The sequence below is a fragment of the Candidatus Magnetaquiglobus sp. genome (assembly GCF_058402785.1).
Window position 1 is genome coordinate 12,536 of sequence record NZ_JBZVFG010000052.1, and the last position, 13,997, is coordinate 26,532.

The window sequence follows — 13,997 nt, forward strand, 5'->3', positions numbered from 1 at the left end:
GGCCACGGGAGGGGACAAGTCATCGGGGTCCAGGGGACAATGATCGCCACGGGAGGGGACAAGTCAACGGACTCCGGGGACAATGATGGCCACGGGAGGGGACAAGTCAACGGGGTCCAGGGGACAATGGCCCCTGGTGGGGTTCGGGGCAAAGCCCTGAGGTCTTGACTCTTCCTTTACCGTGGAACTCCCGTAAGGGAGGTCCACGGTTGGGGGGTGAGGGGGTTCTCCCCCCATCATGCCAGTTTGTGATTTTGATTTTCGCGCGCTTTTCACGATAAGCGGTTTTTCGCGCCTTTTGCGAAAAACCGCGCAAGCGCGCGCCGTCTCATGCGCCCCCTCCGTTGCCCGTAAGGGCATAAGGAGGGGGCGCATTGCCTTTCAGCACAACAAGCCGCCTCCGGCGGCCTGTTCGAGGCAAGGCGAAGATGAGTCGTTTTGCCAAAACCGCAAAACGACTCATCTTCCAAGGCTGCGCGCAGCGTTTTTTTCGCAAAAGGCGCGAAAAAAACGCTTTTTTGTAGAGCGCGCTAAAAGCAAGATTAAAGATTAAAGATTAAAGATTAAAGATTAAAGATTAAAGATTAAAGATTAAAAAAGTCAAAGGCCAAACCTCGGAGGCTCTGCCTCCGAACCTCCGCCGGGGACCTTCGGTCCCCGGTCCCCCGCAACGGTTACCCCCCCTTATCCCCTACCCCCTCCACATACCCCCTACCTCACCACATGCCCTCTACCTCACCACATGCCCGCCCGGTCTGGACGCAAAACGCCCGATCATCTCCAGCAACAACTTCTTCTTGAGCGGCTTGGCCAAATGGGCATCGCAGCCGGCCTCGAGACACTGGGCAACATCCTCCTGCATGGCATGGGCGGTCAAAGCGATGATCGGCAACCGTTCCCAACCCTGCTCCCGCTCCATCCTTCGCCAGGCGCGGGTCGCCGAATAGCCATCCATCACCGGCATGCGCACATCCATGAAGACCAGATCGAATCGCTCCTTCCGCATCGCCTCCAGGGCAAGCATGCCATTCTCGGCCATGCGCAACTCAATGGCCGATCCGGCCAGATAGGCCCCCACCAACATACGGTTCTCCTCGGAATCATCCACCAACAGGATACGTCGCCTGGTTTGACCATCCGGGACCGGATCCTCCAACGGCAGCAGCAAACGTTCCCGCATCTCTTCCAACCCCAACGCCTGACGCACGGTGCGGATCAGATCCCCGCGACGCACCGGCTTGAGCAGATAGTGGCTCACCCCCAGAGTCTGACACTGTTGCAATACCTGCTCGTGATAGACGGAATTGAGCATCAGGATCGGCAGCACCCCGTTGTTCGTGGCGCGCCAACACTCCGCCATGCGCGGACCGTTCAGGGTGGGCATGTTGACATCCAACAGCACCAGCCGATAAGGCCGCTGATCGGCCTGGGCCGCCTCCAGCATGCGCAATCCCTCAAGGCCGTCCACGGCCTCGTCCACCTCGGCGTGAAATGGCTCCAGATACTCCCGGAATACCAGTCGGTTGTCTGCGTGATCATCCACCACCAGAATGCGCACCCCGCTCAACTCCGGAAGCGACGACTCGATGCGTACCGCACCGGCCTGGAAAGGGATGGTGCAGGTGAAGGTCGTGCCATGACCGGCACGACTCTCCACCGCAATTCCACCGCCCATCTTCTCCACCAATCGCTTGACGATCGCCAATCCGAGACCCGTGCCCCCGAAACGACGGGTGATGGAAGAGTCCGCTTGCACGAAGTTGTCGAAAACATGCTCCAGCCGATCCCTGGGAATGCCAATGCCGGTATCGATCACCCGAAAGGCGATCCAGGCCCGATCGTCCTGGCCGCTCCCCTCGGGTGGAGGCACGGGCAACGCCTCGAGCCGGATGGAACCCCGTTCGGTGAACTTGACCGCGTTGCTCAACAGATTGAGAAAGATCTGCCGCAAACGGGTGGGATCGCCGGATAGCCACTCCGGAACCTCCGGATGAATGTGTTGCACCAGATGCAACCCCTTGGCATTGACCCGTGGCGCCAGAATGTCGCACACCACGTTCATCTCCTCGGCCAGCTCGAAGGGGATGTTCTCCAGGGTGAGCTGGCCGGCCTCGATCTTGGCCAGATCCAGGACATCGTTGATGATCCCCAGTAAATTCTCGCCCGCGGAACGGAACACCTGCACGAACTTGCGTTGACCGGGTTGCAGCTCGCTCTCCCACAGCAGATCCGCCATGCCGAGAATGGCGTTCATCGGCGTGCGGATTTCATGGCTCATGTTGGCCAGAAAGTCGCTTTTGGCCAGGTTGGCGGCCTCGGCGGCGTTCTTGGCGTGACGCAACTCCTCCTCCATGTGCTTGCGTTCGGTGATGTCCCGATTGCTGGCCCGGCGTCCGAGAAACTCCCCGCCCGCTCCGGACACCGGACGACAGCCATGGCTGATCCAGCGGATCGATCCATCCGCATGGATGATCCGATAGTCGAGGTAGCCCTCCTCCGGGCTGTCGATCCGCGCATGATGGGCGATCATCCGCGCCACATCCTCGGGATGGATGATGGAGGTCAACAGCGTCGGATCCGCCATGAAACGGGCGGCGGAATAGCCGGTCATGGTCTCGCAGGAGGGCGACATGAAGACGATGCGCTGCGCGGGATCGACCCAGTACTCCCAGTCGTAGGTAAAATCCAGAACCGTGCGGAACATCCTCTCGCTCTGGCGCAGCCGCTCCTCGGCCTGTTTGCGTTCGCTGATATCCCGCCACGCCACCAGCAGGGCCTGACGGTCCTCGAGGTCGATCCGGGAGACGGTCACCTCGGCCCAGAAATCCACGCCATCCAGCCGGCGGTGCAACCATTCGAAACGGTGTTCTCCCCGCTCCAGGCACTCGCGGATCACCTGGGCCGCGGCCTCTCGCGAGGTGCGACCGTCCGGTTGATGATCCGGGGAGAGCTGATCCGGTCTCTTGCCGAGGATCTGCTCGCAGGTGCCATGCAGCATCCGTTCCGCGGCCCTGTTGCAGTCCGAAATGATCCCGCCATCCAGCTCCATGATCAGATAGGCATCCGGGGAGCTGTCGAAAAGCCGTTGATAGCGTTTCTTGACCCCTTCCAGGACCTGTTGCTGCTCCTGCAACGCCTTTTCGATGGTGAGCCGGTCGGTCACGTCGGTGCAGGAGCCGATGAAGCCGGCGAAACTCCCCCGTTCATCGTAGCGGGGCGCTCCATTGTCCATCAGCCAACGCCAGGCGCCGTCGTGACGCCGCAGCCGGTAGAGCATGGAGAAGGGTTCGCGCCGCTGGAAATGGGCCGTATAAATCTCCATGCAGCGTTCCAGGTCATCGGGATGAACCCCCCTTGCCCACCCAGCGCCGCACTCCTCTTCCAGGGTGCGTCCGGTGAAATCCAGCCAGCGTTGGTTGAACCAGTCGCACCCCATGTCCAGACCCGACACCCAGATCAACACCGGCGCGGAGTTGGCCACGACCCGAAAACGGGCTTCGCTCTCCTCGAGCCGGGAGCGCAGCTGACGGAGGGCGGTGATGTTCTCGATGGCCGCGACCATGAAATCGGGTTCGCCACCCAGTCCTGGAATCTGGCTGACATTCAGCCGACCCCACACCTCCCCGCCATCCCGGGTGTAATACCGTTTTTCCAACTGATAGGTCGTGATCAGATGGTCACGCAGCTTCTCGATAAGATTCTGGTTGAGCATCATGTCATCGGGATGGGAGAGCGTGGAGATGGCGACGCCGCGCAACTCTTCGGGGTCGTCATACCCGAGCATGTCGGCAAAGGCACGGTTGGCCTCCAGGATGCGCGACTCGCGCGGATCGGCTCGCACCAGGCCAATGCCCGCATGATCGAACATGGCGCGAAATTTGGTTTCGCTCAAGCGCAGCGCCTCGCTGGCCCGTTGCTGGTCGGCCAGCCGGTGCCGCACCGACCGGTAGTAGAGCAGCAGCAATCCGAGCATGGCGCCGAGAAAGAAAACGTGATCGATCCAGATGTGACGAACCGCATCCGTCTCATGTTCCCGATAGGGGCGCAGCGGCAGACGCACGCCGATGCCGCCGCGCACATCCCCCTCCCGGTAGCCTTGCTGGGCATGACACTTCAAGCACCCCTCCTGGGTGATCATCGGTCGCATCAGGCGCAACGTGGCGTCCAGCCCCTCGCCCAGAATCGCCACGACCTCCTCTTCCCCCTGTTCGAAGGCGCGCAGCGCCTCGGCCTCCCAGGCATCGGGGCGGTTATCCGGATTGAGCGGCCTGTCGGAAACGAGCCGCCCCTGGATGCCATAGAGATCGGCGTATTCGCCCATCAGCTGACGCAGCATGTAGGCCGGATTCATCAGGGTGAGCCGACGCCCGGAGGGGGTGACGACATCCCGTTCCGGAATGTGGGCGAGATAGGGATTGGCCGGGGTGCGTGCATCCTCGGGGACGTAGACGCCGCCATGGCGGGTGGCCCACTGACGAAAAGCCAGATCCTTGGCGAAGTTGGCGCGGGCGGTTTGAATGGCCAACTCCATGCTCTGTTGTTGCGCATGGTGGATCGCGGAAGACAGGGAAACAAGCGTGCCGATGGTCAACAGCAGCCCCAACACGACCACCCAGAAGGTGAAACTCTCCTGAATGCGCTCCGACACCTTCGATCTGATGATCCGCGCCATCGTTGGGATCATGCCACGCTCTCCGCCTGAACAGCCGATGCCACGCTTGCGTCAAGTCTGGCGTGGTCTGGATGGTTTGCCCCCATCCCACCCCCCCTGACAGCTTTCCCGAATGACCACGACTACCGTAGCAGTGTGCCTTGTTGCTACTCAATTTGCAAGATCGATCTTGACCTTCTTCATCCAATCGAAAAACAATGCCTGTTTTGCAAGAATCAGCCCCCCCTCTTGCGCACGGGCCCCCGCCTCACAGACCGCCATTCCTGGGGAAGACCCTGCAAACCCAGGCCAGCTCATCCCGGTTCCGATGGACACTTAACATGAAAATAAAGAAAATATGGCAAATTGTTTATACAACTTGACCAATACTTGTCCGCACCATCCGTCAAAGCTCCAAAGATCGCCCGACCTCACGGTCTGCGGATACTCCAATCGATGCGACCCTGAGAAACCACCCGTGCATCGACACCAGCAGCCGATGCGCTGCTCTCCAGATGCGCGCGGAAATGGTTCAACCGTTCGGCATGCTTGCGATACTCGTCATGCAGAATCTCCGGCCACACCCCCTGGAAACTCGCGGGACAGTCTGGATCGGGTGGTGACGGCTCCCGCATCCAGAAATCCAACCGGGCCAGGGTCTGCTCCAACAGGGTTTTGCCACGGGGCGAGTCCCAGCCCGCCCTGGTCCACTGTCCCAACAGATGCGACGCCACGGAGGGATCCGTGACATCATAGCGGCGATAGGCCCGTCCTCCCGAGGTATCCACCTTCCGCAACGCCTGACGGTAATCGTCGGGAATGGCCGGTTCCTGGGCGAAAATCGTTCGGCGCATCCGCTCCGGCGGCGGAGCGTCGCGCCACCACCCGGATTCGGCCATCAGCAAGGCCAGATGGGCCGCGTGCAGACGCGCGCCGGTCCAGGTCGGATGCAACGGATCGTAGGTGGTGAAGGCGACCGGGAAGCACGACTGATAGTCGGTATAGCGCAACGCGGAGGAGAAGATGGCGGCCAGTTCGCCTCGGAACCTGGCGAAATCGGCGTCGTTTCGTTCGGCCCTGGTGTAGCGTTTGTCGAAATCGATGGGCAGATTGGCGCCGATGACCGGCATCCGGGCCTTGTTCAGAATCCCGATCAGATCGCGCAGGTCGGCCAGGTGACCGTCGCGACCCAGGGCATAGAGCGACCAGTCGAACAGCGTCGGATCGAAGCCGGCGGGCATGGCCATCATCCGGTTTTTGTCCACATGAAGGATGCGGCTGGGTCGGGAGCCGCTCAGCGACTCGACCCGCTCGAGCAGCGGGGTCTCCCACAGACCGCGCAGTTCGTTGCGGTAGAGGGTCAGACGCAGGAAACGGTTCACCAGGTGATCGGCGAACATGCCCACATCGTAGTTCCGCCACCAGAACCCCCAGGGAAGACGTTCGAAGATGCCCGGACGGAAGAAATGTTCCGCGTGGAAATCCTGCAAAGCCAGCTTGAAGCGGTCGGAAAAACTGATGTAGGCGACCTGAAGCACCACCAGATCGACCTCCATCTCCATGGCCAGCATGGCGCGTTGCAGGATGCTCGAGGCGACGATGCCCGGCGTGGAGAGATCGAGTACCTCGAAGCGACCCGGCGCGAGGGCCTCGAGCATGCCCCGCAGATGGCCGGAGACCCGTCCGCCGGTGGTGGCGTGGGAGTTGGAGAGATAGAGGATCCGTGCCACGCCCGGTGGTTTGGGCGGCACCGGCGTTTGACCCGAATAGTCCTTGAGCAGTTGCTCCAGGGGGATCCGTTCGAAAGCGCTCGTTTCGAGCGGGCGACGGTTTTCGCCCTCCAACCGTGCGCCGAGGGTGATTTCCAACCAGGCCAGCACCCCGATCAGGAGCAGGGCGCCGACGATCCGGAGCCTTTCATGCAGACCATCCCGCTTGCCGAACCGGTTGATCGAGGTCACATCCATGGCGGCTCAGAACTGGAAATAGATGAATTGGGCGATCTGGGGAATGTTGAGCAGGGCAGCCAGGGCCACGCCCAGCAGCAGGGTGGATTCCCACCAGCCGGCGCTGCCCGGCCACCGTTGGGCGGCATTGGGCAGAAGCAGGGTTCCGGCCATGACCAACACCAGAAAGCCGCCATCGATCGGCGACACCGCGCCGTTGTCCAGACCATGCCCGCCGATCATCCCCTTGAGCACGACCAGGATCTTTTCCGGATCGTGCAGCCGGAACCAGACCCAGCAGACATGCACCACGACCAGGGTCAGGGCGACCGCCACCACCCGTGGCATGCGGATGACGAGGCGCGTGCCGCGCATCAGGGTATAACCGCCCACCAACGCGCCATGCAGTCCGCCCCAAACGATGAAGTTCCACCCGGCTCCATGCCACAATCCGCACAGCAGAAAGGTGACCAGCAGGTTGAACATGGTACGGATCCGCCCCTTGCGACTGCCGCCCAGGGGGAAATAGAGATAATCCTTGAACCAGGTGGACAGGGAGAGGTGCCAACGTCGCCAGAACTCCTGGATGTTGGGCGCCTGGTAGGGCGACAGGAAGTTCTCGGCGAGTTCCACCCCCATCAACAACCCCAGGCCGATGGCGATGTGGGTATAGGCGGCGAAATCGAAGTAGATCTGCAGACCGAAGCCAAAGGCAAAGGTCCAGCTGGAGACCAGACTGTCGAAACGCCCTTGATCGGCGATGGCGTTGACGATCAGTCCACAAGGATCGGCGATGAGCAGTTTCTGGATCACCCCCAGGGCGATGCGATCCAGGCCGGCGCTCCAGTTGGGACGGGTTTTGCCTTCCACCAGGGCGTGCAGCTGGGCGCTCAAATGGGCATAGCGTTCGATGGGGCCGGCGATGAGCTGCGGCAGATAGGCCAGATAATTGATGAAACTGAGATAATTCCGCTCGGGTCGCACATGGCCGCGGTAGACATCGATCGAATAGGCCATGGACTGGAAGGTGTAGAAACTGATGCCCGGTGGCAGCACGAGCGATCTGAACAGCTCCGGATCCGGCATGGGCAGACCCAGCGCATCGCCCAGGGGCGCCAATTTCGGCAACAGCATCTTGCCGTATTTGAAAAAACCCAACAATCCGAGATTCAGGCACAGGGTGACGATCAGCCAGCCCCGTCTTCCCCAGGGGGTGACGGCCCGGTCGATACGCAGGGCGGTGAAAAAGTCGAGGGTGGAGGAGAGCAGCAACAGGACCAGAAAGAACGGCTCGTTGCCGGAGTAGAACAGATAGGAGAAGAAGAAGATCACCAGACCCCGCGCCGTTCCGGGAGGCGCGAGACGCAGACTCACCAGGAACAGGGGCAGGAGGACGAACAGAAAGCCAATGGACTGGAACAGCATGGCCGGGTTGGATACCTGAAGAGCTTGGTGTCGATAATCGAAATGATTATTTCCTCTTTCAGGGAACCGTGTCAACGACTGGACTCAAGGGGCTCGACGTTGGCCGGAAAGGGTACGCCGCGCCGCCCCTCTCAGCCGTGCCACAACAGACGCTGCCCGCCTCCCAGCGCCAGACTCCCGACCATCGCCTCACGCAACCAGGCGCGCCCCCGTTCGATCGCCTCCTCCAGCCCCAGGCCCTGGGCCAGACCGGTGGCGATCGCCGAGGCCAGGGTACAGCCGGTGCCGTGGAAGCCGGTGCCGGGCAGACGGGTATCCTCGAACCAGCGGCGGGCGGTATCGCTCTCCAGCCAGTCCCGCACCATCCCGCCCGCCAGGTGGCCCCCCTTGAGAAGCACCGCGCCCGCGCCCAGATCCCGCAGCGCGCGTGCCGCCTCCCGCATCTGCTCGGGAGTCTCCACCGTCAGGCCGGTCAGGGCTGAGGCCTCGGGCAGATTCGGGGTCAACAGGGTAACGCGCGGCAGCAGTTCTTTTCGATAGTGCTCCAGCCCTCCGGCTTCCAACAGAATCCCCCCGCCCGTGCCGGCCAGGACCGGATCGGCCACCAGCGGCAGATCGGGATGGTCGGCCAGCACCGCGACCACCGCGCGGACGATGGCCCGGTTGGCGAGCATGCCCAGTTTGACGCAATCGGCGCCGACGTCCGCCAGGCAGGCGCGCATCTGCGCGGCGACCAGCTCCGGATCCAGCGGCACCACGTCTCCCACCGCGCGGGTATCCTGAACCGTGATCGCGGTGACCGCGGTCATGGCATAGCCGCCCAGGGCGGTCACCACCTTCAGATCCCCCTGCAATCCGGCTCCGGCCACCGGGTCCGAGCCGGCCACGATCAATACCCGCGCGACTCCGGGAGCCGGCTTGTCAGGCTCCGGGCGCCATGTTAGACTGAAGGGGTTTGGTTTTGGATGGGTTTTCAATGGACTTTTTCGCCACTCGCAAGGAACCGCCACATGCCCAAGGTACTCATTTCCGACAAGATGTCCTCCGAAGCCGAAGCCGCGCTCAAGGCACGCGGCGTGGACGTGGATTATAAACCGGGTCTGAGTCCCGAGGAACTGAAATCCATTCTTCCCGCCTACGATGGCATCGCCATCCGTTCGGCCACCAAGCTCACCGCCGACCTCATCGACGCGGCCACCAACCTCAAGGTGATCGGACGCGCCGGCATCGGCGTGGACAACGTGGACATCCCGACCGCCTCCAAGCGTGGCGTCATCGTGATGAACGCCCCGTTCGGCAACGCCGCCACCACCGCCGAATTGACCGTGGCCCTGGCTCTGGCCGCCGCGCGTCACATCCCGGCAGCCACCGCCTCGACCCGTCTGGGCAAGTGGGAGAAGAACGGTTTCATGGGTCGGGAGTTGTGCGGCAAGGTGCTCGGCATCATCGGCACCGGCAACATCGGTTCGTTGGTCGTGGAGCGGTTTCTGGGCTTGAAAATGCGGGTGCTGGCGTTCGATCCTTTCATCAGCAAGCAGCGCGCCGAGGATCTGGGGGTCTCCCTCTGCCCGACGTTGGACGAATTCTGGCCTCAGATCGACGTATTGACCGTCCACACCCCGCTGATTCCGGCCACGCGGCACATCGTGAATGCCGCCGCCTTCGAGCGGATGAAGAAGGGGGTGATCATCGTCAACTGTGCCCGCGGCGGCATCATCGACGAAGCGGCCCTGTACGATGCCCTGAAATCCGGCAAAGTGTTCGCCGCCGGCCTGGATGTTTTCGAGGTGGAGCCGGCCCGTTCCAATCCGTTGTTCGAGCTGGACAACGTGGTCTTCACCCCCCATCTCGGCGCCTCGACCCACGAGGCCCAGGTGAAGGTGGCGGTGCAAATCGCCGAGCAGATCGCCGATTATCTCCTCAAGGGCACGGTGCAGAACGCGCTGAACATTCCGGCGGTCTCCGAGGGTGAACTCGTCACCCTGCGTCCTTATCTGAACCTTGCCGACAAGCTCGGCACCACCCTTGGTCAGCTCAACGAATCGGGCATCAAGCGCATCGAGGTGCTTTTCGAAGGGGAAGTCGCCTCCTTGAGTCGCAAGCCGATCACCAACATGGTGTTGAACAGTCTGCTCAAGCCGATGCTTTCCGGCGTCAATCTGGTCAACGCCCCATTGATCGCCGAGGAGCGTGGCATCGAGGTGGTCGAGGCGGTGCGTCGTCACTCCAACAAGGGGTTCACCTCGGCCCTCGGGGTCACCATCACCACCGAGGACCGGGAGCGGTGCATCACCGGCACGCTGCTTTACGGCAAGGAACCGCGCATCGTGGCCATGAACAACATCCCCATCGAGGCCACCCCGGAGGGGAGTTTGCTGTTCGTGGCCAACAACGACGCGCCGGGTCTGATCGGGCGGGTCGGCACCATTCTTGGCGAATCCCAGATCAACATCGCCAACTTCCATCTGGGTCGCAAGGAGATCGGCGGACGGGCGATCGCCTTCATCAACGTGGATCAGGACGTGCCCCGGGAGGTGATGGAAAAATTGACCAGCGTGCCCAATGTGATCGAGGTCAAGCTGGTTCGGTATTGAGTTCTTGCACCTTGTTTCCCGGTTCTTCGTGTCGTCAGGTATCCGGAGAACCGGGAATTCTCACCCTCTCCCCGCTTCAACAAAATCGGCACACCCCTTGCATCACATCTCAGTGATGACAATGCAATCACCTGCAAGGGGAAACAACCATGAAGAACTGGCAAGCGTCCATGTTGATCGCGTTGGGGTTGATGAGTGCCCCCGTGGTTGGCGAGACCGCGATTCACCGCAAGGCGTGCGAAACCCCTTCCCAGGGGGTGAGTGTCTGTTGGGATGCGCTCTCCGAGGAGAACGTCACCGAATTGCCCGTCCCCTATCCCAAGTTGCATCTGTTGCCGATCGCCCGGCAGGTGGCGGGACAGCCTGAGGTATTGGTTGACTTCAGCCGCACCATTTTCCGGCAATTGTTGCCTGGTCAGTTGGCCGAGCAGCTGATTCCGGAGTGGAGTCCGGTTTATCATCTGGAGGGGGCGTTGGCCATGAGTCAGAGTTCCGGCTGGCCGGCTTTGTTATGGATTTCGCCGCGTGAGATGCGCGGCAGTTCGCCGACCTCGCCGGGGTTGTTCGACCTGGACGCCTATTTGATCTCCAAGGGCAAGGTGCTTCGCACGGTACGGATTCGGGTGGAGTCGCAGCCCAATCGCAAGCATGACGGGGTGGAGCGAGCTGCCGTGGCGGGTACGTTGTTGGCGGCCACGGGTTCGTTGGTGAGCGAGCCATTGGGTTCGCTGGTAGGGATTGGCACGGCGTATGGCATGGGTCAATCGCAGCCGCCGGAGGCGGGTCAGCCATTGGAGTTGTTGAGTGAGTGGGCGATGCGGCAATTGATGTTCGTGTTTCAGCAGCCGATGGAGTATCTCCCTTCCGCGCCGACCGAGACAGGGGGTGATCCATGGAGTCGGGAGAATGTTTCGAATCTGATCAAGCGTCCGTTTGCGGGCAAATGAGTCGTATGGTATTCAGGGTGTTGTGTGTTTGAGTTGCCGGGGGAGTGATCCCCCGGTTTTTTTGTCTTTGAGGTTGGGATTCACACCACGGTTGCGGGGGCTGGGGGGCTGGGGCCGAAGGTCCCCGGCTTAAGTGCGGAGGCAGAGCCTCCAATAGTGCCTTACGTTAACTCAACAACTTTCCCATCCATCTGTTATTGAAAGATTGATGCGTGACACAGATGCTGGACCCCGCGTTGACCGCACCCGTTACTCCCCCTACCCCAACCCTCCCCCGGTTGCACTCAATTGATCCCCAATCCACACTTCAGAAAAGGTGATTCCACCCCATGTTCAAACAAATCCATAAACTGGTCTGGGCCTTCGACGCCGAATGGATGCCCAATCCCACCGCCGGACGCCTGCTCCATAACCTCCCGGAAGAGGCGGATGACCTCGAGGTCATGGAAACCATGTGGCAAAAAGGCGGAGCCACGGACGAAAATCCCCGCCCCTTTCTCAAAACGATCCTCTGCCGCATGCTCTCCATCGCCGCCGTGCAACGCCACCAACACGCCGATGGACGGGTGACCCTCTCCCTGCTCTCCCTGCCCCGCGATCCAAACGCCCCACACGACGAAAAAGAGATCGTGTGGCGCTTTCTGAACGCCATCGGCGAACGCCACCCGCAACTGGTGGGATACAACTCCCTGGCCGCGGATCTGCGCATTCTCGTGCAACGCGGCATCTGCCTGGGAATCCAAGCCCCACGGTTCGCCCTGCGACCCAACAAACCCTGGGAAGGGGTGGACTACTTCGCCAAGGGAAGCGATTGGCACATCGACCTGCGCGATTACGCCACACCAGGCTGGGGATCGGGAACCCCGTCCCTGCATGAACTGGCCGTGCTCTCCGGCATTCCCGGCAAAATGGACGCCAGCGGCGAAGACGTGCCTCGCATGTGGCTCGAAGGTCAACTGGATCGCATCATCGCCTACAACGAACGAGATGCCCTGACCACCTACCTGGTCTGGCTGCGCATGGCCCACTTCGGCGGATTGTTCAACCCGGAAGGATACCTCCAGGAACAACAACGGGTGCGCGAACTGATCGTGGCCGAGTCCGCCAACAAACCGCACCTGCATGACTACCTGGCCGCCTGGGAACGACTGTCACCCGAACTGTTCCACACGGAGGGATGATGAGAACCGGCATCGTGACCCACAAGCGGCGCAATTGTTGCATATTTTTCAGAAGACTCAAAAGCGCCCTCTTTCAGGATATTCCGGCCCGATCATCTGACGGCTTCGAGGTCACGGCAATGCCCCATGCCACCTGCTCCCAATGCGGCTTTCCCCAATCCGCGGATACCCCATCACCCACCTGCCGCCAGTGCGGCGCTCCACTCGAATACGCCGGACCGATTCAAACCTCCATGGCCCTGGAGATCTATCTGGACCACGCCCGCGAAAACGATCCCCACCACTACCTGGGATTCGACGCGGCACGGGTGCGCCATTTCGAGTCCCATCTGCGCGGTCGCGGAGTCTCGCCCCGCTCGGCACGACCGGAAGGGGTTTACGGCTTCTTGAAGCAGATTCGCGAACGGCTCGGTCCGGATGGCGAACGGGGCTATGAGTCCACCCTCACCGAATTCTTCAAGGCCCTGACCCTCAAAGGTCTGATTCCCACCAATCCAATGGCGCGCGAAGAACGGGAGGTGTATGCCCCCATGGACACGCGCGGCTTTTCCGAGGAGTTGGTCACCTTCGTCACCCATCAGGAAGGGACCGGATTCACCGAAAATCTCTACTTCGATGTGCGACGCATTCAGGTTCTGGAAGGATTTTTGGCGCGCCGTGACAAGGTGGTGCGTCAGGCCGATGATAAGGATCTGAACGATTTCATGGTCATGGCACGCAAAAATTTCACCACCAAACAGGCATGCGGCCTGGCCTTGACCATCGAGGAGTTCTACCGCGTGCTGGTGGCATCCGAATTGATGGCACGGGCCCCAGCATGCATGGCGGTGCATGCCTGCCGGGACAGCCTGGAAAAATTGCTGCCAACCGAAGAAATTCCGGAAAAAAACGGAGAACGTTTCAAGCCCATGCCCGATTCCCATTCATTCCTGGCCGGCAGACGACGCCTGCTGTTCTTCGTGGGAGCCGGCCTCCTGGCGCTGCTGGTGATCGGCGTGCTGCTCTGGCAGTTGCTGGCCGGACGCCCACAACCCGGCACCCTCTCCCATGAGCTGCGCCAGAAGGTCAAAGAGATCAAAACCGGCACGTCGTCGGACACACCAACCCGCCCCTCGAACGCGGGCGTGGATGGCAAGACGCCGTTCGCACCACCTCCCCAGGCCATGCCGCCCAGGCTGGAGGCCAAGGGCGTCGTCGCCCCACCGCCCGGCACGCCCAGGCTGGAGGCCAAGGGCGTCGTCGCCCCAACGCCC

The 13,997-nt window shown here is 61.5% G+C and carries 7 protein-coding genes and 1 pseudogene; 4 read left to right on the forward strand and 4 right to left on the reverse strand.

What is annotated here, in order from left to right:
- Positions 1 to 730: 730 nt before the first annotated feature.
- The 4 genes from ACV4UY_RS14175 to thiD all read right to left on the reverse strand — a co-directional run bounded on the left by ACV4UY_RS14175 (position 731) and on the right by thiD (position 8,909).
- Positions 731 to 4,684 (reverse strand): PAS domain S-box protein, encoded by a 3,954-nt coding sequence (locus ACV4UY_RS14175; protein ID WP_491608230.1) that lies wholly within the window; start codon positions 4,682 to 4,684, stop codon positions 731 to 733.
- A gap of 398 nt (positions 4,685 to 5,082) precedes the next feature.
- Positions 5,083 to 6,618: a hypothetical protein gene (locus ACV4UY_RS14180; RefSeq protein WP_491608231.1), complete on the reverse strand. Its 1,536-nt coding sequence runs from the start codon at positions 6,616 to 6,618 to the stop codon at positions 5,083 to 5,085.
- 6 nt (positions 6,619 to 6,624) lie between these two features.
- On the reverse strand, positions 6,625 to 8,022 hold the full coding sequence (locus ACV4UY_RS14185; RefSeq protein WP_491608232.1) for an MBOAT family O-acyltransferase: 1,398 nt from the start codon (positions 8,020 to 8,022) through the stop codon (positions 6,625 to 6,627).
- Positions 8,023 to 8,153: 131 nt separating this feature from the next.
- Positions 8,154 to 8,909, reverse strand: a complete 756-nt coding sequence (gene thiD / locus ACV4UY_RS14190; protein WP_491608233.1) for a bifunctional hydroxymethylpyrimidine kinase/phosphomethylpyrimidine kinase — start codon at positions 8,907 to 8,909, stop codon at positions 8,154 to 8,156.
- A 123-nt stretch (positions 8,910 to 9,032) separates the two neighbouring features.
- Between thiD and serA the strand changes: the two genes are divergently transcribed.
- From serA to ACV4UY_RS14210, 4 genes and pseudogenes are all read left to right on the forward strand, one after another.
- Positions 9,033 to 10,616, forward strand: a complete 1,584-nt coding sequence (gene serA / locus ACV4UY_RS14195; protein ID WP_491608234.1) for a phosphoglycerate dehydrogenase — start codon at positions 9,033 to 9,035, stop codon at positions 10,614 to 10,616.
- Between the two features lie 149 nt (positions 10,617 to 10,765).
- Entirely contained in the window at positions 10,766 to 11,563 is a 798-nt protein-coding gene (locus ACV4UY_RS14200) for a hypothetical protein (protein WP_491608235.1), read from the forward strand.
- A gap of 329 nt (positions 11,564 to 11,892) precedes the next feature.
- Positions 11,893 to 12,744: a 3'-5' exonuclease gene (locus tag ACV4UY_RS14205; RefSeq protein ID WP_491608236.1), complete on the forward strand. Its 852-nt coding sequence runs from the start codon at positions 11,893 to 11,895 to the stop codon at positions 12,742 to 12,744.
- Positions 12,745 to 12,863: 119 nt separating this feature from the next.
- Positions 12,864 to 13,997, forward strand: a pseudogene (locus ACV4UY_RS14210) (hypothetical protein); the annotation flags it as partial.